This window comes from Inquilinus limosus MP06 (assembly GCF_000767795.1).
Taxonomy (GTDB): domain Bacteria; phylum Pseudomonadota; class Alphaproteobacteria; order DSM-16000; family Inquilinaceae; genus Inquilinus; species Inquilinus limosus_E.
The window spans coordinates 1-22,391 of record NZ_JANX01000031.1 but is presented as its reverse complement, the minus strand read 5'-3'; the positions used below and the strand labels follow the sequence as shown (position 1 = coordinate 22,391).

The 22,391-nt window shown below is 70.8% G+C and carries 24 protein-coding genes; 16 read left to right on the top strand and 8 right to left on the bottom strand.

All coding sequences use genetic code 11. From position 1 onward, the window contains the following. Together P409_RS04890 and P409_RS04885 are read right to left on the bottom strand one after the other, a co-directional pair. Positions 1–432 (bottom strand): UdgX family uracil-DNA binding protein (locus P409_RS04890; RefSeq protein ID WP_238578595.1); only part of this gene is annotated, 432 nt, incomplete at its 3' end. A gap of 40 nt (positions 433–472) precedes the next feature. Further along, the gene (locus tag P409_RS04885; protein WP_034832448.1) at positions 473–1,117 is read right to left on the bottom strand and encodes a trimeric intracellular cation channel family protein; all 645 of its coding nucleotides are present in this window, start codon (positions 1,115–1,117) and stop codon (positions 473–475) included. Between the two features lie 365 nt (positions 1,118–1,482). On the opposite strand from P409_RS04885, the gene P409_RS04880 reads away from it, so the two are divergent. From P409_RS04880 to P409_RS04850, 7 genes are read left to right on the top strand one after another with little or no spacing between them, the layout of a single operon-like run. Then, positions 1,483–2,019 carry a Csu type fimbrial protein gene (locus tag P409_RS04880; RefSeq protein ID WP_034832445.1) on the top strand — a complete coding sequence of 179 codons (537 nt, stop codon included), beginning with the start codon at positions 1,483–1,485 and terminating at the stop codon, positions 2,017–2,019. 23 nt (positions 2,020–2,042) lie between these two features. Continuing rightward, positions 2,043–2,765, top strand: a complete 723-nt coding sequence (locus tag P409_RS04875; RefSeq protein ID WP_034832442.1) for a fimbrial biogenesis chaperone — start codon at positions 2,043–2,045, stop codon at positions 2,763–2,765. After that, positions 2,728–5,205, top strand: coding sequence for a fimbria/pilus outer membrane usher protein (locus tag P409_RS04870; protein WP_081991271.1), 2,478 nt, complete (start codon positions 2,728–2,730; stop codon positions 5,203–5,205). The genes P409_RS04875 and P409_RS04870 overlap by 38 nt, the downstream gene beginning before the upstream one ends. A 13-nt stretch (positions 5,206–5,218) precedes the next feature. Continuing rightward, positions 5,219–5,794 carry a spore coat protein U domain-containing protein gene (locus P409_RS04865; RefSeq protein WP_034832437.1) on the top strand — a complete coding sequence of 192 codons (576 nt, stop codon included), beginning with the start codon at positions 5,219–5,221 and terminating at the stop codon, positions 5,792–5,794. Positions 5,795–5,797: 3 nt separating this feature from the next. Further along, positions 5,798–6,769 carry a Csu type fimbrial protein gene (locus tag P409_RS04860; protein ID WP_034832434.1) on the top strand — a complete coding sequence of 324 codons (972 nt, stop codon included), beginning with the start codon at positions 5,798–5,800 and terminating at the stop codon, positions 6,767–6,769. Positions 6,770–6,793: 24 nt separating this feature from the next. Further along, positions 6,794–7,798, top strand: coding sequence for a Csu type fimbrial protein (locus tag P409_RS36045; protein WP_052120041.1), 1,005 nt, complete (start codon positions 6,794–6,796; stop codon positions 7,796–7,798). A gap of 24 nt (positions 7,799–7,822) precedes the next feature. Further along, on the top strand, positions 7,823–8,770 hold the full coding sequence (locus tag P409_RS04850) for a MarR family transcriptional regulator (RefSeq protein WP_034832431.1): 948 nt from the start codon (positions 7,823–7,825) through the stop codon (positions 8,768–8,770). Positions 8,771–8,827: 57 nt separating this feature from the next. Here the strand turns inward: P409_RS04850 and P409_RS36040 are convergent, their stop codons facing one another. Next, entirely contained in the window at positions 8,828–9,313 is a 486-nt protein-coding gene (locus P409_RS36040) for a calcium-binding protein (protein ID WP_052120040.1), read from the bottom strand. A gap of 346 nt (positions 9,314–9,659) precedes the next feature. Here P409_RS36040 and P409_RS04840 point away from each other — a divergent pair, with 346 nt between their 5' ends. Next, positions 9,660–9,869: a cold-shock protein gene (locus P409_RS04840; protein WP_034832428.1), complete on the top strand. Its 210-nt coding sequence runs from the start codon at positions 9,660–9,662 to the stop codon at positions 9,867–9,869. Between the two features lie 5 nt (positions 9,870–9,874). Here P409_RS04840 and P409_RS04835 read toward each other — a convergent pair whose 3' ends face one another. Continuing rightward, entirely contained in the window at positions 9,875–10,696 is an 822-nt protein-coding gene (locus P409_RS04835; protein ID WP_034832424.1) for an IclR family transcriptional regulator, read from the bottom strand. A gap of 164 nt (positions 10,697–10,860) precedes the next feature. On the opposite strand from P409_RS04835, the gene P409_RS04830 reads away from it, so the two are divergent. Continuing rightward, positions 10,861–13,047 carry a malate synthase G gene (locus P409_RS04830; RefSeq protein ID WP_034832420.1) on the top strand — a complete coding sequence of 729 codons (2,187 nt, stop codon included), beginning with the start codon at positions 10,861–10,863 and terminating at the stop codon, positions 13,045–13,047. Between the two features lie 22 nt (positions 13,048–13,069). On the opposite strand, the gene P409_RS04825 is transcribed toward P409_RS04830, so the two are convergent. Beyond that, on the bottom strand, positions 13,070–13,942 hold the full coding sequence (locus P409_RS04825; RefSeq protein WP_034832416.1) for a LysR family transcriptional regulator: 873 nt from the start codon (positions 13,940–13,942) through the stop codon (positions 13,070–13,072). Between the two features lie 174 nt (positions 13,943–14,116). Here P409_RS04825 and bla point away from each other — a divergent pair, with 174 nt between their 5' ends. The 5 genes from bla (at position 14,117) to P409_RS04800 (ending at position 17,348) form a co-directional block, all read left to right on the top strand. Continuing rightward, entirely contained in the window at positions 14,117–15,004 is an 888-nt protein-coding gene (bla, locus tag P409_RS04820; protein ID WP_034832413.1) for a class A beta-lactamase, read from the top strand. Between the two features lie 39 nt (positions 15,005–15,043). Next, positions 15,044–15,238, top strand: coding sequence for a hypothetical protein (locus tag P409_RS04815; RefSeq protein ID WP_034832410.1), 195 nt, complete (start codon positions 15,044–15,046; stop codon positions 15,236–15,238). Positions 15,239–15,284: 46 nt separating this feature from the next. Further along, positions 15,285–16,079 (top strand): ABC transporter permease, encoded by a 795-nt coding sequence (locus P409_RS04810; protein ID WP_034832409.1) that lies wholly within the window; start codon positions 15,285–15,287, stop codon positions 16,077–16,079. Beyond that, positions 16,079–16,915: an ABC transporter permease gene (locus tag P409_RS04805; RefSeq protein ID WP_052120039.1), complete on the top strand. Its 837-nt coding sequence runs from the start codon at positions 16,079–16,081 to the stop codon at positions 16,913–16,915. Before P409_RS04810 ends, P409_RS04805 begins: the two co-directional genes overlap by 1 nt. Before the next feature lie 238 nt (positions 16,916–17,153). Further along, positions 17,154–17,348 carry a hypothetical protein gene (locus P409_RS04800; protein WP_034832406.1) on the top strand — a complete coding sequence of 65 codons (195 nt, stop codon included), beginning with the start codon at positions 17,154–17,156 and terminating at the stop codon, positions 17,346–17,348. 246 nt (positions 17,349–17,594) lie between these two features. Here the strand turns inward: P409_RS04800 and P409_RS04795 are convergent, their stop codons facing one another. The 3 genes from P409_RS04795 to P409_RS04785 form a co-directional block, all read right to left on the bottom strand. After that, positions 17,595–18,227, bottom strand: coding sequence for a ParA family protein (locus P409_RS04795; protein ID WP_034832404.1), 633 nt, complete (start codon positions 18,225–18,227; stop codon positions 17,595–17,597). Positions 18,228–18,381: 154 nt separating this feature from the next. Next, positions 18,382–19,980: a CYTH and CHAD domain-containing protein gene (locus P409_RS04790; RefSeq protein WP_161790340.1), complete on the bottom strand. Its 1,599-nt coding sequence runs from the start codon at positions 19,978–19,980 to the stop codon at positions 18,382–18,384. Between the two features lie 86 nt (positions 19,981–20,066). Continuing rightward, positions 20,067–21,248: a penicillin-binding protein activator gene (locus P409_RS04785; RefSeq protein WP_052120037.1), complete on the bottom strand. Its 1,182-nt coding sequence runs from the start codon at positions 21,246–21,248 to the stop codon at positions 20,067–20,069. 26 nt (positions 21,249–21,274) lie between these two features. Between P409_RS04785 and rsmI the strand changes: the two genes are divergently transcribed. Both rsmI and P409_RS04775 read left to right on the top strand, forming a co-directional pair. Beyond that, positions 21,275–22,207 carry a 16S rRNA (cytidine(1402)-2'-O)-methyltransferase gene (rsmI, locus tag P409_RS04780; protein ID WP_081991269.1) on the top strand — a complete coding sequence of 311 codons (933 nt, stop codon included), beginning with the start codon at positions 21,275–21,277 and terminating at the stop codon, positions 22,205–22,207. Continuing rightward, a partial coding sequence (locus P409_RS04775; RefSeq protein ID WP_034832450.1) for a YraN family protein occupies positions 22,197–22,391 on the top strand: 195 nt, incomplete at its 3' end. The genes rsmI and P409_RS04775, both read left to right, overlap by 11 nt.

Genomic DNA, 22,391 nt, shown 5'->3' with positions numbered 1-22,391 from the left:
GATCGCGAGCGGCCGCCCGCCAGCGCCCGCGCCGCGGTGGCGCCCAGGGCCACGGTCAGGCGCGGCCGGATCAGGGCCAGCTCGCGGTCGAGCCACCATTTTGCAGCGGTCGATCTCGAAGGCATTCGGCCGCTTATGCAGGCGGCGCTTGCCGCGCGGCGTGAACTTGAAGTGCTTGACCGCGTTGGTGATGTAGGCCCGGTCGCGCGGGATGCCGGCCTCGGCCAACGCCTGGTCGAAGATCCGGCCGGCCGGGCCGACGAAGGGCCGGCCCTGCCGGTCCTCCTGGTCACCCGGCTGCTCGCCGACGAAGACGACGGCGGCGCCGGCCGGGCCTTCGCCGAACACCGTCTGCGTCGCGGGCTTGTACAGCGGGCAGCGGGTGCAGCCGCGTGCCTCGGCCGCCAGGTCTTGCAGCGTCTCGGTTGCCATTCCTGGAGAATGGCAATGGCGAAGGGCCGGTTCCGGGCGGTCAGCCGGCCGGCGTGTCGGGCGGCGAGGGCGGGAATCGCGGCAGCGACCAGCCGAGACCGAGCGCCATCGCCCGCAGGCCGAAGGCGGCCGCGGCGCCGAGGCAGGCGGCCAGCAGCGCGTCGCCGGTGACCATCCGCACCGTCACATAGACCGTGGCCCCCAGCACCGCGGCGGTGACGTAGATCTCGCCGCTGACGATCAGCGTCACCTGGCCGATGATGACGTCGCGGATGATGCCGCCGAAGGTCGCGGTCATGGCGCCGCACACGATGGCCGAGACCGCCGGCGCCCCGGCATCCATCGCCCGCCCGGCCCCGGTCACCGCGAACAGCGCCATGCCGACCGCGTCGGCCCAGACGATCACCCGCCGCCGCCGGCCCTGGCCGGCGAATGTCGGATGGCCGAAGAACACGGCCAGGGCCACGGCGACGCAGATCACCAGGTCGACCGGATCGGCGATCCAGAACACCGGCCCGATGCCGAGCAGCAGGTCGCGCAGCGTGCCGCCGCCGATGCCGGTGGCGGTGGCCAGGATGATGAAGCCGACCGGGTCGGCCTGGCGGCGCGCCGCGACCAGGGCGCCGGTCAGCGCGAAGACGGCGACGCCGACCCAATCCAGCCAGACCCCGATCTGCCCCTGCATCCCGCTCCCCCCTTGCCGCGTCCGAGCCAGGCCCTGGTTTTCCGTCCGCCCCTGGCATCCTAGTCAGGGGCGACCCGGCGTCCAGGGATTGTCGCGCCATATCTCCTTGATTCCCTGTGGGTTTCAAGCCGAGAGCCAGATCTTCCCAAATTTGGGAAAGATTGCTGTTGCAGATGTGAATTCAAATTATCTAAAATTTGATACAAATAAGTTTGAACGCGGCTCCCGGGGGACTGGGGCCGCCGTTGGCAAACGCGTCAGAGCGCACGACTCGCCTGCAGGCCGCGATGGCCAGGGAAGGGGGGTGCGGGCTGAACCGGGCAATTGAGAAGCCCGGCGTCATAACATGGTTTTTGGAGAGGACGATGAAGGCTGTTACCCCGATCCTGGCTGCGGCGGCGCTGGCCGTGGCTGGGTTCTCGACCGTGGCGGACGCCGCCACCGCGACCGGCAACCTGCAGGTCAAGATCACCATCACCAAGGAATGCCAGGTCAATGCCGGCAGCGGCGGCACGGGCGCCGGCGATGCCGTGCTCGACTTCGGCAGCCACGGCGTGCTGAACGCCAATGTGGACGGCCAGACCGCGACCAGCGGCACCGGCTCGATCCAGGTCCAGTGCACCAACGGCACCGCCTACCAGATCGGCCTCAACGCCGGCCTGAACCCGTCCACGCCCGGCGACGTCACCACCCGCCGGATGAAGAACGGCACCGAGTTCGTGTCCTACCAGCTGTACCAGGACTCGGCCCGGACCACCGTCTGGGGCAACACCACCGGCGCCGGCGGCAACACCGTGTCGAAGACCGCCGACGGCACCGTCCAGAGCACCCAGGTGTTCGGCCGCGTCCCGCCGCAGAACACCCCGACGGCCGGCGTCTACAACGACACCGTCACCTACTGACCGCCAACCCGAGGACACCCCTGATGCGCCGCCTTCTCGCGCTTCTCGCGGTGGTCCCTGGGCTGGTCTTTGCAACCGACGGCCGGGCGGCATCCCTCCAGGTGTCGCCCGTCTCCGTCGATCTGACCGCGCCGGCCCAGGCGTCCGCCGTCAATCTTCGCAACAACGGCGACCGGCCGGTCAACGTCCAGGTCCGCGTCTTCAAATGGACGCAGAGCGGCGGCGACGACCAGCTGGCCCCGGCCACCGACGTGGTCGCCAGCCCGCCGGCCGCCTCGCTGCAGCCGGGCACCACCTACACCATCCGCGTCGCCCGCACCGCGGCCCCCGTCGCCAGCGGCGAGCAGACCTATCGCCTGCTGATCGACGAGCTGCCCGAAGTCAATGTCCGCCGCCCCGCGGATTCCGTGAATCTCGTCGTCCGCTACTCGATCCCGGTGTTCTTCGCCGACCGCGCCGCCGGCGCCGAGCTGCGCTGGGACGTCCGGCGCGAAGGCGGCAGCCTGGTGGTCGAGGCCACCAACACCGGCGACCGCCACGCCAAGATCGCCAACCTGACGGTCGCGTCGCCCGCCGGCCGCGTCTCCTTCGGGGAGGGGCTGAACGGCTATGTGCTGCCGGGCAGCACCAAGCGCTGGACCGCCAGCGCCGGGGCCCAGCGCATCCAGCCGGGCAGCAGCGTCAGCATTACCGCCAAGGGGGACGATTATGCAGTCAACCAGACGGCGACGGTCGCCGGCCGCTAGTCTACAAGCCGGGCCGCGCGTCGCCTCCTGGTGCCTGCTCATCGCCCTCGGCGTCGCCGGCACCGCGACGCCGGCGCTTGCCCAGGACGTGCCGCCGCCGGATGCGCTGCCGCCCGGCGGGCCGGATGCGAGCCAGGACCTGCTGCTCGGCGTCATCGTCAACGACCGCTCGAGCGGCACGCTGGCCACCTTCAGGCGCCTGCCCGACGGCAGGCTCGCCGCCACGCCGGGCGACCTGTCGACCGCCGGCATCAAGCCCGGCATCGGCGCGGTGAACAATGACGGCCTGGTCCCGCTCGACAGCCTGGCCGGCGTCACCTGGCGCTATGACGAGCCGAAGCAGACGGTCGTCTTCACGGCGCCGGACGACGCCCGCGTGCCGACCAGCGTCGATGTCGGCGCCGGGTCGCGGCCGGTGGATCTCTCCGCCGTGCGCTCGGATCTCGGCTTCCTGATGAACTACACGCTGTACGGCACGTCCCAGTACGACTGGAGCAGCGGCGGCAGCACCACCAACACCCTCAGCGGCAGCTTCGACGCCCGGCTGCTGAGCCCGCTCGGCATCGTCTCGACCACGGCGCTGGCCCGGGTCAACGACTTCGACAATTTCGACGACGAGAGCAACGGCTTCATCCGCCTCGACAGCGCCTGGCGCTACACCGACCCGGAGAACCTGCTGGTCTACCAGGCCGGCGACAGCATCTCGGGCTCGCTGTCCTGGACCTCGTCCTACCGCTTCGGCGGCCTGCAGTTCAAACGCAACTTCGACATCCGCCCGGACCTGGTCACCACCCCGGTGCCGAACCTGGCCGGCACCGCCTCGGTGCCGTCCACCCTCGACCTCTACCTCAACAACATCCGGGTGTTCTCCGGCGAGGTCCCGGCCGGGCCGTTCGACTTCACCGGCCTGCCCTTCCTCGGCGGCGGCGGCGACGCCCGCATCGTCATGAAGGATGCGCTCGGCCGCGAGATCGTCACCCAGCGCTCCTATTTCTTCGCGCCCGACATGCTGCGCGAGGACTTCTTCGATTTCTCGGTCGAGCTCGGCTTCGTCCGCCTCGGCTACGGCGACACGTCGTTCCGGTACGACCGCAGCCTGGCCGGCTCGGCCAGCATCCGCTACGGCCTGACCGACTGGGTCACGCTGGAGGGCCATTTCGAGGCCACCCGCGGCCTGTTCAACGGCGGCGCCGGAATCGTCACCAGCCTCGGCCCCTACGGCGCCATCAACGCCGCCGCCGCCGCCAGCCAGTACGGCGCCAAGGACGGCGACGAGACCGGCGGCAAGGTCTCCGCCTTCTACCAGGTCTCGCGCAACGGCTACTCCTTCTACGCCGGCGCCGACCGCATGCTCGGCGACTACAACGATGTCGGCCTGGTGGTCGACCGCCGCCACGGCAACGACGCCCCGGTCTCCTCCCGCGCCCGCGAGATCCTGCGCACCGGCGTGTCCTTCCCGCTCGGCTTCGACCCCTCGTCGCTCAGCCTCGGCTTCTCCCGCATCCGCGGCGCCGGCCGGGACGGCGACAGCTCGATCCTGACCGCCTCCTGGTCGCGCACCATCTTCGATGACGTCTCGGTCTACGTCACCGGCTACGGCGACTTCGACGACCGCAGCAACTACGGCGTCTTCGCCGGCGTCACCATCCCGCTGGGCGGCGACATGACGGCCTCGGCCAATATCTCGCGCACCGGCAACCGCACCAGCTTCGACACCAGCCTGACCAAGTCCGCCCGGCTCGAGGAGGGCTCGCTTGGCTGGGCCGTCCGCGACCAGGAGACGGTCGACGGCACCGGCAACCGGTCCGCCTCGGTCAACTACCGCACCGCGGTCGCCTATCTCCAAGGCTCGCTCGAGCAGTCGGGCGACATGGGCCGCGTCACCGGCACCGTCGAGGGCTCGATCGTCGCCGCCGGCGGCGGCGTGTTCCTGGCCAACCGGGTCGACGACGCCTTCGCCGTGGTCAAGGCCGGCGGCCCGAATGTCGAGGTCTCGCTCAACAACCGCCGGGTCGCCACCACCAACTCCGGCGGCCGCGCCTTCGTGCCGTACCTGCAGTCGTACCAGAACAACACGATCTCGATCGATCCGGCCAACCTGGCGCTCGACCTGCAACCGGACTCGACCCAGACCGTGGTGGTGCCGGCCGACCGCTCCGGCGCGGTGGTCGATTTCGGGGTGAAGAAGGTCGATGCCGCCGTGGTCAGCCTGACCGGGCCGGACGGCAAGCCGCTGCCGGTCGGTGCGGTGGTCCAGCTCGACGGCACCGATCAGGCCACCGTCACCGGCTATGACGGCCGCACCTACCTGACCGGGCTGTCCGGCCGGAACGGGGTCACCGTCATCCTGCCCGAGGCTGCCGGCACCTGCCGCGCCGGCTTCGATTACCAGCCGGTCCCGGGCGCCCAGCCCGAGATCGGGCCCGTCCCCTGCCGCTGAGAAGGAGGATCCCATGCGCTCCTCGCATCTCGTCGCCCTGGCCGGCACCGCCATCGCCCTGGTCCTCGTGGCCAGTTGGGCCTGGTCGCCGCCGGCCCTGGCCCAGGAGGCCGTGGCGGGGAACCCCGGGCCGACCGTCGGTCTCGGCTCGCTGCCCGGCGACAACACGCCGGGCACCGCCGGGCCGCGGACCGGTGGCGCGTCGACGCTGCACATCACGATCACGATCGAGACCGCCTGCAGCGTCGACCGGGGCGCGGCCCTGACCTTCCCGGCCCCCGCGCCCGGCGGCCGGGCGGTCGATGGCCGGATGCTGGAAGGGACCGGCAGCGTCGACATCGACTGCACCAAGGGCCTGCCCTACCTCCTCGCGCTCGATGCCGGAAGCGGCGCGCCCGCCATGCCCTACCGGCTGTACAGCGACCCCGAACGCCGGAGCGTCTGGGGCGGTCGGGCCGGCATCGATACCGTCGCGGGCAGCGGCACCGGCGCCCCGGTCACCGTGCCCCTGTACGGGCGCGTCACCGCGCCGGCGGCGGGGCATGCCGTCGGCGACCGCGGCCCACTCCGCTTCACCGTCGCCTATTGAACGATGAGCCCGCTGCTCCGCCTCCTCGCTCTCGCCCCGCTCGCGGCCCTGGCTCAGCTCCTCGGGCCTGGCGAGGCCCAGGCCCAAAGCTGCTCGGCCACCCCCAGCAATCTCACCTTCGGCGTCATCGACACGCTGTCGACCACCTCGCAGGACCAGACCTCCCAGGTCAGGGTCGACTGCCGCGGCGGGGCCGGCCGGACCGTCTGGGTCTGCCTGCATATCGGCGACGGCAGCGGCGGCTCCTCCTCCAGCCTGACCCCGCGCTATCTCCGCAGCGGGACGAACACCCTGTCCTTCGACCTCTACACCGATCCGGGCCGCACCAACATCTGGGGCAGCGCCGTGTTCCCGGGCCAGAACCCCCGCGGCCCGCTGATCGACACCATCCAGCTCGGCGGGGGCGGCACCGGCTCGAAGACCTTCACCATGTATGGCCGCGTCTTCGGCGGCCAGCCGACCACGCCGCTCGGCACCTATTCGTCGAGCTTCGGCGGCAACCACACGATCATGTATTACAGCTACCTGGCGAACTGCGCCGGCGGGGCGAACAACACGCCGGGCTTTCCGTTCACCGTCACCGCCCAGGTCAACGCCAAATGCCTGGTCGGGGGATCCAACGTCCTCGATTTCGGATCGCACGGCCTGCTGGGCACCGCCGTCGACGCCCAGGCGCCGATCGACATGCGCTGCACCCCGGGCACGCCGTACTCGATCGCACTCGGCGCCGGCACCGGGCCGGGCGCCACCATCGCCAACCGGCGCATGAAGCTGGGGTCCGAGACGATCCTCTACCAGCTCTACACCAATGCCGGCCGCACCAATGTGTGGGGCGACGGCGTCACCGGCGCCACCGTCGGCGGCACCGGGACCGGGAACGCCCCGAACCTCTTCGTCTACGGCCGCGTTCCGGCGCAGCCCACCCCCTCCGCCGGAAGCTATGCCGACACCGTCGTCATCACGGTCAACTACTAGCCGACGGACATCGCGAGCGATCTCATGACCACGCTGCCCCGCCTGATCCTCCTCGTCCCGTTCGCCGCGGCCGCGGCGCTGCTGTTCGCGCCGGCCGGCGCGCAGGCCCAGACCTGCAGGATCAACAGCATTTCGAATCTCGGCACCACCACGGTCGACATCGTGCCGAATGCGGGGGCCAAGGCCTCGGGCACGGTCCAGTACATCTGCTCGTCGCCCCGCCCGGTCTCGGGCTTCCGGATCTGCTCCTATATCCGCGCCGTCGGCAATCAGGTCGGCCCGAGCGACTATGTCTATTACCAGACCAGGGACACCGATTCGCGCCTGGCCTGGGAGATGACCGACGAATTCAACCGCCGCTTCGCCCGGGACGGCGGCGGCAGCCGCTCGACGGGTGGCATCCTCCTGTACATCCGAGGCGGCGGGACCGGAACCTACTGGGACAACACCACCAGCCTGAATCTGACCTATCTCGACCGACAGCAGCAGGACCGGGTCCGGCCGGGCACCTATACCGACACCTATCAGCTGGTCAGCCAATATCTCGTCAACCCCGGCAGCGCCAGCTGCGAGGCCGGCCTGCCGAGCACGACCGGCACCATGGTCACGTCCTTCACCGTCACCTCGATCGTGCCCAAGAACTGCCAGTTCGAGAATTTCCAGGACGTCGATTTCGGGTCCTGGGGGGCGGTCGCGGCGGCGCAGGCCAGCGCCACCGGCGTGCGGCAGTTCGGCAATGTCGGCATCCGCTGCACCTACCAGACGCCCTACAGCATCACCATCGGCGACGGCCAGAATGTCAGCGGCGGCACCCGGCGGATGCGGAATGGCGCGGACTACCTGGCCTATGCGCTATTCCAGCCCGGCTGCAACACCGCCTGGACCACGGCGTCGCCGCTGGCCGGCACCGGAAACACGGTGAACCTGATCAACAACCACCAGGTCTGCGCCCAGCTCGCCACCCCGCTGGCCGTGGCGCCCGCCGCCGGCATCTACACCGATCTCGTCGTCGTCACCGCGACCTTCTGATCGCAGCGAAGCAACGGAGGCTCCATGGGCGACCATCAGGACATCGGCCCCGGCACGGCGATGCGGGGCAAGCTGACCCTGGCGGTGCTGTACGGCGCGCGGCCGCAGGATCTCGACCTCGTGCGCGGCGAGAACCGCCCGCTGGCGGACCTGTTCGAGCTGCCCATCGCCGGCGACTACATGCCCCAGATCCGCTCGCTCGAACCGGACCTGGTCCTGGTCTATCTCAGCTCGCTGCCCGGCCCGGTGGATGTCGCCTTCGCCCGCCGCGTCCTCGGCACGCTGCGCGGCGGCGCACGCAGGCTGCTCGTCATCGGCGACCGTGCCCTGTTCGGCGCCAGCGATCTGGCCTTCGACCTGGTGGGCCACAGCGCCTATGACCACGGTCTCGGGGAGGCGGCGATCCGGATGCTGATCCGGCGCAACATCGCCTTCCTGGCCGGCTTCCGCCGCCGCATGGGGCGGCTCGATTCCACCCTCGACCGGATGGCCGACCTCAGCCAGGAGATCGTGGCCCAGCATGCCGAGATGCTGAGCCTGCACCAGGAAGGCCCGGCTGAGACCGCCACCGCCAGCCATGGACGTGCTGCCATGACCGACAACCCCGTTGCCCTGGTCGACGCCTCGCTCGACATCATCAAATCGCTCGCCGGCGCGCTGGGCGACGAGTTCGTCAGCGTCGAATATGTCCAGATCCTGATGTATCTGCACCGCAGCCGGCTGGCGGGGCGGGGCGGCGTGTCGGTCAGCGAGCTGTGCGGCCTGATCGACGCGCCCTATTCCACCACCGTCCGCCGGATCGACGAGCTGGCGAAGCGGAGCTATCTGCGCAAGAGCACCGACCCTGCCGACAAGCGCCGGATCAATGTCGAGATCGCCGGGCCGTCCGTCACCGTCGTCGAGCGCTTCCTGGGCCGGCTGCGGAGCTCGATCGGCGGCCTGTTGGAGAGACCCGGCAGCCAACCGGGCTGAGGACGCCGCCAATTCCGCCGGCGTCCCGGCCACGGGCCGAGGCTGGAGACGAGCGGTTCAGGGACCGGTCCCCCAGATCTGCCAGTCGCTCAGATCCGGGTGTCCGTCCACCATCGCGACCGGCTCCGCCGTGTCCACGGCAACCGAGACGTCGAACCGGCCGTCGCCGTCCCGGTCGTACTGGAACAGCACCCCCTGATCCGTCGCGGTCGTCACCAGGGTGCCGTCGTAACGGTTGTAGTTGAACTGCAGGACATCGGTGGCGGGATCGAAATCGGTGACATGCACGGTCCGCGCGTCCCCCGAGCCCATGCGGATGCTGAACACGTCGTGGCCGGCGCCTCCGGTCAACGTGTCGTTCCCCAGAGTGCTGATCAGCCAGTCCTCGCCGAAGCCGCCATTCAGGATATCGTTGCCGCCGGGACCGCCCTCCGGTGAATCGCCGTCGTCCAGACTGTCGTTGCCCCGCCCGCCATTGATGAGGTCGTCGCCCGCCGTACCCGCCAGGCCGTCATCTCCAGCGGTGCCGTTGATGGTCGCCATTCACATTCTCCCGATCTTCAGCCAATCGTGCATTGAGATGAAGAACTTCACAAAATCGACGAAGATCGTCAAATATCAACGAAACCAGTATTGATTGAGATACGTATTATTCAATATTGATTGGGGCAAGGGGAAAGTCCTCCCCTTCTCGCCTGCCGGCCGCGATATCGGGTGAATCAAGTGCCGTTGGTCTTGCCATTGGGACGAAACCGGCTCCATCATAGCGTGGTCACTCCGGTTCGGATGGCCGGCCGGCCGCAATCGCGGTCCTGGACGCAGCCTTCCCGGCGACCGACTGACGCGCCGCGCGCTGTTGCGCGGCGCCATCTTTCCTGGGAGGCAGGCGATGCCGATCGGCACCGTGAAATGGTTCAACAGCACCAAGGGCTTCGGGTTCATCCAGCCGGAGAACGGCGGCCCGGACGTCTTCGTCCACATCTCCGCGGTCGAGCGCGCCGGCCTTCGCGGCCTCAACGAGGGCCAGAAGATCTCCTATGAGGAGCAGATGGACCCGCGCCGCAACAAGTCGTCGGCCGAGAACCTGAAGGCCGTCTGAGAGGACTATCCCGCCGGGTCTGGCGCGCGCCCACCCAGGGTGCGCGTCAGCTCCCGCGCGGTGTCGCGCAGCAGCGGCCCCAGCACCGCCGCCCGGTCGGGCGTCAGGCGGGTGGCGAGGCCGGAGACCGAGATCGCGCACAGCGCCTCGCCCTGCGCGTCATGCACCACCGCCGCCACGCAGCGCAGCCCGGTGACGAACTCCTCGTCGTCGACCGCATAGCCGCACATGCGCACCCGCACCAGCTCGTCCGCCAGGGCGGCGGCGCTGGTCAACGACCGCGGCGTCAGCTTCGGCAGGCCGTGCCGGGCCACCACCGCCGCGACATCGGCTTCGGAATAGGTCGACAGGATCGCCTTGCCCATGCCGGAGGAGGCCATCGGCGCCCGGCCGCCGACCCGGGTGATGGCGCGCATGATCTCCCGGCTCTCGACCTGGGTCAGGCACACCACCTCGCCGTCGTCGACCACGCCGAGATTGGCGGTCTCCCGCGTCTGGTCGCGCAGCCGGCGCAGGAAGGGCAGGGTGGGGGCGACGAAGTTGCGCTGCCGCACGAAGGCCGAGCCGACGGCGAAGGCCTGCCGGCCCATATGCCACATCCCGTCCGACGGGTCGAACTGCACGAAGCGCCGCTGCTCCAGCGTCGTCAGCAGGCGGTGCACGGTCGAGGGCGACAGGCCGGTGCGCTGCGCCAGATCGGTCAGCCGCGTGCCCTCCTCATCCTCGCCCAGCGCCTCGAGCAGCGACAGCGCCCGCTCCACCGACTGTACGCTGCCCGATCTGGGTGTGCCCTCCGCCTTGGCCGGCGTCGATCGCCTCTCTCGCATTCACCCGTTCCGACCTGAGGCGGGACGCTGCCGCGCCGATGGCTGTACACTTTTCATAGCATCGGCCGGTTTCCGCATCGCGGGAAACTTCCCGCGGCGCGCTGGACCGCCCGCGGCCGTTCCACTAGCCGGATGATCATGGCCCTTCAACCACGGCGCTGCATATGACCTCCTATGTTTCCCGGCACACCTTAAGGGTGGCCTCGTCCCTGGCGGATCTGGTCGAGACCGAGATCGCCCCCGGCACCGGCGTCGACCCCGACGCCTTTTGGCAGCGCTTCGCCGCGATCGTGGCGGAGCTGGGCCCGGTCAACCGGGCGCTGCTGGCGGAGCGCGACCGGCTGCAGCAGCAGATCGACGCCTGGCACCAGGAGCGGCGGGGCCGGCCGCTGGACCCGGCCGAATACCGCGCCTTCCTGACCGGCATCGGCTATCTGCGCGAGGAGGGGCCGGACTTCGCCATCGACACCGCCAATGTCGACCCGGAGATCGCCGTCATCGCCGGGCCGCAGCTGGTGGTGCCGGTGATGAACGGCCGCTTCGCCCTGAACGCCGCCAATGCCCGCTGGGGCAGCCTGTACGACGCGCTGTACGGCACCGACGCCATCCCGCAGGCCGGCGACTTGGCGCCCGGCGCCGGCTTCAACCGCAAGCGCGGCCAGGCGGTGATCGCCGAGGCGGCGAAGTTCCTCGACACCGCGATCCCGCTGGCCGCCGGCAGCCATGCCGGGGTCAGGGAGTACCGCCTGACGGCCGGGACGACGGCAGGGCTGGACATCGTGCTGGCCGACGGCGCGACCACCGCCCTCGCCTGTCCGGAGCAATTCGCCGGATTCGCCGGCGACGACGACCGGCGCACCCTGCTGTTCTGCCACCACAATCTGCATATCGAGCTGCAGATCGACCGGTCGCACCCGATCGGCGCCGACAACCCGTCGGGCGTCAAGGACGTGGTGCTGGAGGCGGCGGTCACCACCATCCAGGACTGCGAGGATTCGGTTGCGGCGGTGGATGCCGAGGACAAGGTCGCGGTCTACCGCAATTGGCTGGGGCTGATGAAGGGCGACCTGGCCGAGACCTTCGTCAAGGGCGGCAAGACCATGACCCGCCGTCTTTCGGATGACCGGACCTACACGGCGGTCGGCGGCGGCGCGCTGACGCTGCCCGGCCGCAGCCTGATGCTGGTGCGCAATGTCGGCCACCTGATGACCACCGACGCGGTGCTGGACCCCGACGGAAACGAGGTGCCGGAAGGCTTTCTCGACGCCCTGGTCACCTCGCTCTGCGCCATCCACGACCTGAAGAAGACGGCGGGGCCGCGCAACAGTCGCGCCGGCAGCGTCTACATCGTCAAGCCGAAGATGCACGGGCCGGACGAGGCGGCGCTGACCGACGCGCTGTTCGGCCGGGTCGAGGACGCGCTGGGCCTGCCGCGCCACACGCTGAAGGTCGGCGTGATGGACGAGGAGCGGCGGACCACGGTCAACCTGAAGGCGTGCATGCGCGCGGTGCGGCACCGGCTGGTGTTCATCAACACCGGCTTCCTGGACCGGACAGGCGATGAGATCCACACCAGCATGCTGGCCGGGCCGGTGCTGCCGAAGGGCGACATCAAGGACGCCGTGTGGCTGGCCGCCTATGAGGACAACAATGTCGACCAGGGCCTGGCCGCCGGGCTGAAGGGCCGGGCGCAGATCGGCAAGGGCATGTGGGCCAAGCCCGACGCCATGGCCGAGATGCTGAAGGCCAAGATTGGCCATCCCCGCGCCGGGGCCAGCACCGCCTGGGTGCCGTCGCCGACCGCGGCGGTGCTGCACGCCACGCATTACCACATGGTCGACGTGGCGGCGCGGCAGGAGGAGCTGCGCTCCCGCCCGAAGGCCAGGCTCGACGCGATCCTGACCCCGCCGCTGCTGGGCGGCCGCAACCTGTCGGCCGAGGAGATCCAGCGCGATCTGGACAACAACGCCCAGGGCATCCTCGGCTATGTCGTGCGCTGGATCGACCAGGGCGTCGGCTGCTCCAAAGTGCCGGACATCAACGATGTCGGGCTGATGGAGGACCGCGCCACGCTGCGCATCTCGTCCCAGCACATCGCCAACTGGCTGAAGCACGGGCTGTGCACCGAGGCGCAGGTGCGGGAGACGATGCGACGCATGGCGGCGGTGGTCGACGGCCAGAATGCCGGCGATCCGGCCTACCGCCCGATGGCGCCGGACTTCGATGGCAGCATCGCCTTCCAGGCGGCGCTGGACCTGGTGCTGCTGGGCCTGGACCAGCCGAACGGCTACACCGAGCCGATCCTGCACCGCCGCCGCCGCGAGGCGAAGGTCGCCGCCGCGGCGGGGTGAGGCGGCACCGGGACGGCGGGGCTCACGCCCCGCCGATCTCGGCCAGGAGCCAGCGGCGGAAGGCCTGCATCGACGAGGTCTCGGTGCGGGACTTCAGGCGGGTCAGCCAATAGGTGCCGGCCGGCACCTCGATGGCGAAGGGCTGCACCACCCGGCCGGCCGCGATCGGGTCGGCGAACATGGCGACCGGGACCAGCGCCACCCCGGCCCCCTGCGCCGCCGCCTCCACCAGCGTCAGCGACGAATCGAACATCCAGCCGCGCAGCTTCGGCGCCTCGATGCCGGCGGCGCGGAACCACAGGCTCCATTCGTCGATCCGGTATGACCGCAGCAGCTGCTCGTGCACCAGGTCGGCCGGCCGGCGCAGGCGCTCGCGCAGCGCCGGGGCGCAGACCGGCGAAAGCGGCGCGCCCATCAGCGGCTGCGCCTCGGTGCCGTGCCAGGCGCCGTCGCCGAAGCGGATGAACCAGTCCAGCCCGTCGACCAGCATGTCGGCGCGGTTGTTGTTGGTCTTGATCCGCAGATCGACCGACGGGTTCTGCCGCCGGAAGCCGTCCAGCCGCCGCAGCAGCCAGCCGGTGGCGAAGGTGGCGACCACGCCGACGGTCAGGATCTCCTGGAAATTGCCTTCCTCCAGCTGGCTCAGCGTGGCGCTCATGCGGCGGAACGCGTCGGTCAGCACCGGCACCAGGGCGATGCCCTCATCGGTCAGGGCCAGGCCGCGCGGCAGGCGCTCGAACAGGGTGACGCCCAGCGTCTCCTCCAGCCCCTTCACCTGGTGGCTGATGGCGGTCTGGGTCACCCGCAGCTCCAGCCCTGCGCGGGTGAAGCTGCCCAGCCGGGCGGACGCCTCGAAGGCCCGCAGGGCGTTCAGCGGCATCTGGGAAATGTCCATCCGGCGCCCTCCCAATGGCCAACATTATCTCATGTCTATGCGAAGTATTCCTCGTTTGGCTAGGGGCATGGCTTGCGCCTATTCAAAGGGCAGCGGCGGCCGGCGACCCGGCGCTGCCCCGACCGGGAGGCGACGACAGCCTGCTCGGCAGTTCCCCGAACGATGGAGACCCGATTGTCGATCCTGGTATCGCGCCGGCTGGCGCTGGCCGGCTCCCTGCTCGTTCCCGCCCTGGCCTCTCTTCCGGCGGCGGCGCAATCCGGCGGTGACGCGGCGGCCCGGCTGGCGGAGCTGGAGCGCGCCCATGGCGGCCGGCTGGGCGTGGCCGCGCTGAACCTGGCGACCGGCGCCCGCATCGGCTATCGCGCCGATGAGCGCTTCCTCCTGTGCAGCACCTTCAAGGCGCTGGCGGCGGCCTTCGTCCTGGCCCGTGTCGACCGCAAGCAGGAGCGGCTGGACCGGCGAATCGCGTTCTCGCGCAAGGACATCGTGGCCGGCGTGTCGGACGTGACCAAGCCCCGGGTCGGCGGCGCCGGCATGACCGTGGCCGAGCTGTGCGACGCCGCGGTGACCCACAGCGACAACACCGCGGGCAACCTGCTGCTGGCCAGCTTCGGCGGCCCCGCCGGGCTGACCGCCTTCCTCCGGTCCCTCGGCGACGAGGCTTCGCGGCTGGACCGGATCGAGCCGGAGCTGAACGCCTATGCCGGTCCCGGCGACCCGCGCGACACCACCACGCCGGCGGCGGTGCTGGAGACGCTGCGCAAGCTGCTGTTCGGCGACGCGCTGTCCGCGGCCTCGCGGCACCGGCTGGCGGCGTGGCTGATCACCAACAAGACCGGCGACGCCCGGCTGCGCGCCGGCTTCCCGGCCGGCTGGCTGGTCGGCGACAAGACGGGCACCGGCGGCAATCCGGAGGGCAGCACCAACGACATCGCCGTCGCCTGGCCCGTGGACCGCGGCCCGGTCCTGGTCGCCGCCTATTGCGAGCTGCCGTCGCTGACCTTCGAGCAGCGCAATCCGGTGGTCGCCGAGATCGGCGGGATCGTGGCGAGGCTGTGAGGCTGGAGAAGCGCGCCGGCTTGCCCTCCGAGGAGCCCCATGCGACCGATCCGGGAGATCCGGTGCGAGGCCGATCTCGACGCGGCGGTGCGGCGTTGCGAGCGGCGCTGGCGCGCCTGGCAGCAGGGGCTGCGCGAAAGCGAGATCGCCGCCCTGCTGGAGCTCCGGCTCGACCAGGCGGAGGCGCGTCTGTGCGCCCTGCCGCCCCGAGAGAACGGTGAAGGGGCGGCGTGACGGGCGCGGCGGGGCGGGCTATGGTCGCCCGCCCGCCGCCACCAGAATGCCCATGCCCCAGCCCCGCCCGATCGGCCGCATCAACTGGATCGGCCTGTGGACCCTGACCGCCAAGGAGGTCCACCGCTTCCTCAAGGTCGCGACCCAGACCATCGCCGCGCCGGTGGTCACCACACTGCTGTTCTACGCCATCTTCGCCCTGGCCCTCGGCGGGGCGGGGCGGCAGGCCGCGGGGGTGCCGTTCCTGCAGTTCCTGGCGCCGGGGCTGATCATGATGGCGATGGCGCAGAACGCCTTCGCCAACACCTCCTCCTCGCTGATGATCGCCAAGATCCAGGGCAACATCGTCGACGTGCTGATGCCGCCCCTGGCGCCGGCCGAGCTGGCGGTGGGCTACATCGCCGGCGGCGTCGTCCGCGGCCTGCTGGTCGGGGCGGTGACCTGGGGCGCGATCCGCATCTTCGTGCCGGTCGACCCGGTGCATCCCGGTTTCGTGCTGTTCCACGCCATCGCCGCGTCGATGATGCTGGCGCTGCTCGGCGCCATCGGCGGCATCTGGTCGGAGAAGTTCGACCACATCGCCGCGGTCACCAACTTCGTGGTGACGCCGCTGGCCTTCCTGTCCGGCACCTTCTACTCGCTCGACCGGCTGCCGCCGGCTTGGCACTTCGTCGCCCATCTCAACCCGTTCTTCTACATGATCGACGGGTTCCGCTACGGCTTCATCGGCGTCAGCGACGGTACGCTGGCGATCGGCATCCTTGTCCTGCTCGGCGTCAACGCCGCGCTGCTGGCGCTGCTGCTGCGCATGCTCGCCACCGGCTACAAGCTGAAGGCCTGATGCCCGGGCATCCAGCGGGGGCGGCGCGCCCGGCGGGGGCGGCCCGCCCGGTCCGGCGCTACGGCGCGGTGCACTGGCTGGGCCTGGCCACGCTGTTCCGGCGCGAGTTCCGGGCCTATCTCAAGGACTGGCCGGAGACGGTCGTGGCCCCGACCTTCTCGACCCTGCTCTATGTCGCGGTCTTCGCGATCGCGGCGGGGGACGGCTCCGCCGCCTCCTGGGCCGGGCCCGGCGGGCTGCTGCCGTTCCTGGCGCCCGGGTTCGTGGTCTATGTCGTGCTGTTGCGCGCCGCCGAGACCACGGTCTACAGCCTGACCTTCCTGAAGGTGGAGCGGCTGGTCGGCGACATCTTGATGCCGCCGCTGGCGGCGTGGGAGGTGGCCGCCGCCTACGCCCTGGCCGGCACCGCCTCCGGCCTGGTCACCGGCCTGCCCTGCCTCCTCGCGCTGCTGCTGGCCGCCGGCACCGGCGTGGCCGACCCGCTGCTGCTGGCCCTGGTGTTGCTGCTCGGCGCCTTCCTCCTGGCCGCCGCCGGCACGCTGGTCGGGCTGTGGGCGCAGAAATGGGATCAGGCCGCAGCCTTCTTCGGCTTCCTTCTGATCCCGGTCACCTTCCTGTCCGGCGTCTTCGCCCCGGTGGCGTTGCTGCCGCAGCCGCTGGCCGCGGCGGTGACGCTGAACCCGGTCTATTACGCGATCGACGCCGCCCGCATCGCTTTCGGCGGCGCGGGAGCCGAGGCCGTCGCCTTCAGCCTCGCCGTGCTGGCCGGCAGCGGCGCCGTGCTCTGGGCCTGCTCAGCCATGCTGATCGCCCGCGGATGGCGGCTGAAGCCCTAGGCAGCCTTAGGTCGGACATGATCTTGTCCTGATCTTCGCCTCATCATTTCGGATATTGTTCTACGCCGCCGGAAGGCAGGGATTTACTCAAAATTTTCGCGTCTTCGTCAGTGGGTTGACCGGATTCCACCCAAAGAATCGGCTGGACACGGAACATTTTGTGCAGTGCAATGTTGATAGCTTCACCCGCCGGATTGTAGCCGCGTCAGGCACCGATATTGCGCAAGGGAGAGGTTTCGTGGGCCAGTCCATTCCTTCGACCAGCGACATCGTCATCAGCACCTATGAGGCGCGCCGCGCCGCCGGCGCCGATGAATGGACGGCGTGCGACGCCGCGCTCGAGGCGTTCCGCAAGCGCCACCCGGAAGCGTCATCCGACCTGGCCAACACCTTCATCGCCGACGTCCTGCGCGACCACACCGCGCGGCACTGATCCAGCGCTTCGAGGCGGCATCGGAGCACGGTCGCACTAGGTTGAGCTGTGCCGGCGAAGAGACTCTTTCACAACATCCATCCCTCGCCGTCGTTGCGAGGAGGCGAAGCCGACGAAGCAATCCAGGGGCCGGTGCGCACCGGCCCCTGGATTGCTTCGCTGCGCTCGCAATGACGGTTCTGTGAATCTGAAAAGGTCTCGCTTGTGGGAGAGGCCATGCGGCTTTTCCCGCGTAACCTGCCCCCGTCAGGCGGCGCCCGCCTCCTCGATGTGGCGCAGCAATGGCGCCCAGTCCTCCCGCAGATCCTCGGCCCGGCGGCCGCGCAGGTCGAACACACTGAGGCCTTCCGCCGCGGCCTCGGTATAGGCGGCGCTGTCGCGGATCCGCGACACCACCGTGTGCCCCAGCCCGCCCAGGAAGCTGTCCAGCTGGGCCGCCGCGCGGGTCCGCACCCGCATCCGGTTGCCGACCACCGCCACCGCGGCGCGGCTCTTGCGGATCGGCTTCAGCTCCTCCAGCCGGTTCAGGAAGCGGCGGGTCGCTCCCTCGTCGAAGGCCGAGGGCAGCACCGGCAGGACGATGACATCCGCCATCTTCACCAGCGCTTCGACATCCTTCATCTTCAGCGCCGCCGGCGCGTCGATCACCAGGCGCTCGGCGTCCTTGGGCACGACGAAGTCCGACTTCGCCCAGTCCGCCCCGGCCAGGGCCGGCGCGCCGTCCGGCCGCCGCTTCGCCCAGTCCAGGCTGGAATGCTGCCGGTCGACATCGGCCAGGACGGTGAAATGGCCCTGCGCGGCGAAGGCCGAGGCCAGGGTCGTCGCGATCGTGGTCTTGCCGCAGCCGCCCTTGGTGTTCGCGACGAGCACGGAAATCATGCCGTTTCCCCTGTTGGCGCTGTCTGTCTGCGATTCCCTATTTCGTCATTGCGAGCGCAGCGAAGCAATCCAGGGGCCGGTGCGTACCGGCCCCTGGATTGCTTCGTCGGCTTCGCCTCCTCGCAATGACACCGAGGGGGCTGGCGCTGCACCATCATTCGCCCCCGGTCCAGAACGGCTTGACGGCGCGGAACGCGTCCCATTGCGCCAGCAGCTCCGGCTCGGTCGATTCGGCGCCGCGGGCGTGCCAGCCCAGCACCATGCCGGCGGCGCGGTGCAGCGCAGGGTCGGCGGTGTCGTCGGTCAGGCGGTGCAGCAGCCCCTCGGCCGTGGCGACGTCGTTGAGATGGCCGAAGGCGTCCTGCAGCTTCGACAGCTGCGACGCGAAGGGCTTGGCCCGCTTCTCGGCGAAGAGCGGTCGGAAGAAGTCCATGGCGTAGCGCAGCCGCTTCAGCGCGATCCGCACCTCGTGCCGCTGATGCGGGTCCAGCCGGGCCAGGTGCCGGCCGCGGGTCACCACCTTGCGGTGGGCCTGGGCCACCAGCCGCCCGGCCAGCCCGTCGATCGGCTCGACCAGCGCGGTCAGCGTCTGGGTCGAGGCATGGTCGCGCCAGCCCCGCCGCTCCAGCCACTCGCCCAGCGTCAGATGCAGCCGGGCGCAGCGCGGATCGGCCAGGACCTGGCGCACCGCGGCATAGCCGGCCTCGCGACGGCGCTGCGCTGCGGCGCGCAGGGCGCCGATGCCGGGATCGTCCGGCCGCAACGTGTCCAGCGGCTCGACCGTGGCGCCCAGGAACACGTCCCAGTCGCGCGCGGGCCCCAGCGCGCCGGCCAGCCATTTCGCCTCGTCGCGCAGCCAGTCGAGCGCGGGCGAGGGCACGGTCTTGCGGAACAGGGTCAGGGCCGAGCGCAGCCGGCGCAGCGCCACCCGCATCTGGTGCACGCCGCCGGGGTCGCCGCCATCCTCCGCCGCCGCCTCATTGGCGGTCCAGTGCCTGAGGCAGCGGGCCAGCACGGTGGCGATCGCCTCGTCCACCGTCATGCCCGAGGCCAGCGGCGTCTTCGGGTCGTACATCACCCCGGGCGGGCGGCGCGCCACCAGGCGATAGCCGCGCTCCGCCTTGGTCACCTCGCTGACCCTGAGCGGGATCTCGTCCAGGAAGGACAGCGCCAGCCGGTACAGGGCGGCGGCGCGGCCCTCCTTCAGCTCCAGCTCGATCTCCGCCACCGGGTCGCTGGCGTCGCGGGTCTCGATCGTGCCGGTGTCGAAGGCGCATTCGACCACCGCATCCGGCAGCGACAGGATCCGGGTCTCGCGCTGGATGCGGGAGGTGAACAGGTGCGTCAGCGCCTCGACCGGCACACCGTCCAGCAGGGCCCGGGCGTCCGGGTCGTCGAAGGCGTCGGGCGCCGGCACCATCGCCGGCAGCGCCACCTCCCACTCGCCGCGGGCCAGGCCGTCGCCGCGGCGCTCGGTCTTCAGGCTCTGGACGAAGCGCTGGCCGATGCGGCGCACGCGCAGGGTCACGCCGCGGCGCTGCAGCGCGCAGTCCGGCGTGTCGTAGTAGAAGGAGGTCAGCGACCGGGTGGTGCCCGGCCCGGCCGCGATCCGCGTCAGCATCTCGGCGCCGCGCAGCCGGTCCAGGTCGCCCGGCGCCACGCGCAGCTTCAGCTCGATCTCGACGGGGGCCTCGGGAGGCAGCCCGCCCCCGCCCGGCTGTTCGTTCGGCCGGCTCGGCTGAACGGTCGACATCGGCATCTCCCGGCTCACGACGTCGATGACGTCGGAGCCCTCGTACCTATCCTAAAACGCGGTGCCCGAGAACGCCTAAATAGAGACTAGAACGCGGCGCCGGAGAAGCTGTCCGGCGCTGCCTCGAGCACGGTCGGGCCGCCCGGCTGCGCCTCCAGCACCGCCAGGCCGCGCTGCACCAGCCCGTCCGGGCCGAATCGGAAGATGCCGTCGATGCCGACGAAGCCGTTGGGGTCCTCCAGCGCCGCGGTGGTGAAGGGGTTGCCGCCGCCCGCCGGCTGGTTCGCCAGCGCCGCGGTCAGCGCCACCGCGTCATAGGCCAGCGTCGCCAGCCGCGGCGGCGGGGCGCCGAACTGCTGGGCGTAGCGGCTCTCGAAATCGGCGCGGCGCGACGGGTCGGGCGCGGCGTACCAGGCGCCGGCCAGGTAGGACTGGCGGTTGACCGACGGGTCGTCCCACTGGCCCGTGCCCATCAGCTTGGCGGTGACGCCGGAATAGCCCAGCATCGGCGCCACCACGCTCAGCCGGCTGCCGACATCGGCCACCAGCACCGCGTCCACCGGCGTGGCCTGCAGCTTCTGCTGCAGCGGGGTCGGGTCGCTCAGCTTGCTGTTGTACAGCTCGACCACCGGCACCTCGGCGCCGTACTTGGCGGCGGCCTCGGCCATCGCCCGCCGCATCAGCTGGCCGTACTGCGTGTCCGGCGCCAGGAAGGCGTATCGGCGCAGGCCGTGATTGACGCCGTAGCCGACGATCCGGTCGATCGCCTGCTGCTGCAGCACGCTCAGCAGGAACACGTTGCCGCCGGCCTGGGCGGTGTCGGTGCTGAAGGAGACGACGTTGATTCCGGCCGCGCGGGCCTGCTGCGCCACCGGCGAGACCGCCTTGCTGAACAGCGGCCCCAGGATGATGTCGGCGCCCTGGGCGATCACCGCCTGCGCGGCCTGGCCGGCCGCGCTGGCGCTCTCGCCGCTGTCGCGCGGCAGCAGCACGACCTGGGTGCCGGTGTCGAACACCGCCATCTGCGCCGCGCGCTGCATCGCCTCGCCCAGCGCGGCATTGCTGCCGGACAGCGGCAGCAGCAGCCCGACGCGCAGCACCCCGTCATTCGGGTGGCTCGGCGCGGTCGGCTGCTGCGTCGGCGCTTGCGCGATCGGGGTCGGCCTCTGTACGGTCTGGAACTGAGCACAGGCAGCGAGCGCCGCCGCCATCGCGGCGGCCCCCGCCAGCCGGACGAGGCGGCGCAGCTTCTCGCGGCCACCACCCATCGACCCCTCTGCGACTGTCGCAAGTCTTGTCACGGACGCCCCCTCACTCTCGACAATCGACCGGCGCCGGGCAGCGGCGGCCCTCTGCCGCCGACCCTACCGGTGCTGCATCGCCGAGTAAACCGGCACCCGGCCTGTACCTGACCGCGGTCCCCATCGGCAATGCCGGCGACATAACGCTCCGGGCGCTCGATTTGCTCCGCGACGCCGACGCGATCGCCTGCGAGGACACACGCACCACCCGCAAGCTGCTGTCGCTCTACGGCATCGGCACGAAGCTGATTCCCTATCACGAGCACAACGCCGCCGAGATGCGGCCGCAGATCCTGCGCCGGGTGGCCGAAGGCCAGGTCATCGCGCTGGTCTCCGACGCCGGCATGCCGATGATCTCCGACCCCGGCTACAAGCTGGCCCGGGCGGCGCGGGACGAGGGGCTGCCGGTCACCTGCCTGCCCGGCGCCTCGGCGCCGCTGACCGGCCTGCTGCTGTCGGGCCTGCCATCGGACCGGTTCCTGTTCGCGGGCTTCCCGCCGCCGAAATCCGCCGCCCGCCGCACCTTCCTCCAGGAGCTGGCGCCGATCGCCGCCACGCTGATCCTGTTCGAGGCGCCGCACCGCCTGCCGGAATGCCTGAGCGACCTGGCGGCGGTGCTGGGCGACCGCGAAGCGGCGGTGACGCGCGAGCTGACCAAGCTGTTCGAGGAGGTGCGGCGCGGCCCGCTGCCGGAGCTGGCGGCGCATTACGCCGAGGCCGGGCCGCCCAAGGGCGAGATCGTCATCGTCATCGGCCCGCCGGGCGCGGCGGCGCGGCCGAGCGAGGAGGACCTGGCCGGGCAGCTGCGCCGCGCGCTCGCGACCATGAGCCTGCGCGACGCGGTCGAGGCCGTGGCGGCGGCGACCGGGGAGCCGAAGCGCGAGGTCTACCGCCTGGCGCTCGACCTCGCCGCCGATGAGGAATAGCGCCTCCCGCGACGAGTCCCGGCGCCGGGCCGAGGCCTTCGGCCACCGGGCCGAGCGCGCGGCGGCGTGGCTGCTGCGGGCCAAGGGCTGGCGCATCCTGGCGCGGCGGCTGAAGACGCCGCTGGGCGAGATCGACATCGTGGCCTTGCGCGGCCGCACCGTGGCCTTCGTCGAGGTCAAGGCG

Bases quoted from the DNA above. Each gene is read 5' to 3' on its own strand.
- P409_RS04885 (WP_034832448.1), bottom strand. From the start codon at position 1,117: ATGCAGGGGCAGATCGGGGTCTGGCTGGATTGGGTCGGCGTCGCCGTC.
- P409_RS04880 (WP_034832445.1), top strand. From the start codon at position 1,483: ATGAAGGCTGTTACCCCGATCCTGGCTGCGGCGGCGCTGGCCGTGGCT.
- P409_RS04875 (WP_034832442.1), top strand. From the start codon at position 2,043: ATGCGCCGCCTTCTCGCGCTTCTCGCGGTGGTCCCTGGGCTGGTCTTT.
- P409_RS04870 (WP_081991271.1), top strand. From the start codon at position 2,728: ATGCAGTCAACCAGACGGCGACGGTCGCCGGCCGCTAGTCTACAAGCC.
- P409_RS04865 (WP_034832437.1), top strand. From the start codon at position 5,219: ATGCGCTCCTCGCATCTCGTCGCCCTGGCCGGCACCGCCATCGCCCTG.
- P409_RS04860 (WP_034832434.1), top strand. From the start codon at position 5,798: ATGAGCCCGCTGCTCCGCCTCCTCGCTCTCGCCCCGCTCGCGGCCCTG.
- P409_RS36045 (WP_052120041.1), top strand. From the start codon at position 6,794: ATGACCACGCTGCCCCGCCTGATCCTCCTCGTCCCGTTCGCCGCGGCC.
- P409_RS04850 (WP_034832431.1), top strand. From the start codon at position 7,823: ATGGGCGACCATCAGGACATCGGCCCCGGCACGGCGATGCGGGGCAAG.
- P409_RS36040 (WP_052120040.1), bottom strand. From the start codon at position 9,313: ATGGCGACCATCAACGGCACCGCTGGAGATGACGGCCTGGCGGGTACG.
- P409_RS04840 (WP_034832428.1), top strand. From the start codon at position 9,660: ATGCCGATCGGCACCGTGAAATGGTTCAACAGCACCAAGGGCTTCGGG.
- P409_RS04835 (WP_034832424.1), bottom strand. From the start codon at position 10,696: ATGCGAGAGAGGCGATCGACGCCGGCCAAGGCGGAGGGCACACCCAGA.
- P409_RS04830 (WP_034832420.1), top strand. From the start codon at position 10,861: ATGACCTCCTATGTTTCCCGGCACACCTTAAGGGTGGCCTCGTCCCTG.
- P409_RS04825 (WP_034832416.1), bottom strand. From the start codon at position 13,942: ATGGACATTTCCCAGATGCCGCTGAACGCCCTGCGGGCCTTCGAGGCG.
- P409_RS04815 (WP_034832410.1), top strand. From the start codon at position 15,044: ATGCGACCGATCCGGGAGATCCGGTGCGAGGCCGATCTCGACGCGGCG.
- P409_RS04810 (WP_034832409.1), top strand. From the start codon at position 15,285: ATGCCCATGCCCCAGCCCCGCCCGATCGGCCGCATCAACTGGATCGGC.
- P409_RS04805 (WP_052120039.1), top strand. From the start codon at position 16,079: ATGCCCGGGCATCCAGCGGGGGCGGCGCGCCCGGCGGGGGCGGCCCGC.
- P409_RS04795 (WP_034832404.1), bottom strand. From the start codon at position 18,227: ATGATTTCCGTGCTCGTCGCGAACACCAAGGGCGGCTGCGGCAAGACC.
- P409_RS04790 (WP_161790340.1), bottom strand. From the start codon at position 19,980: ATGTCGACCGTTCAGCCGAGCCGGCCGAACGAACAGCCGGGCGGGGGC.
- P409_RS04785 (WP_052120037.1), bottom strand. From the start codon at position 21,248: ATGGGTGGTGGCCGCGAGAAGCTGCGCCGCCTCGTCCGGCTGGCGGGG.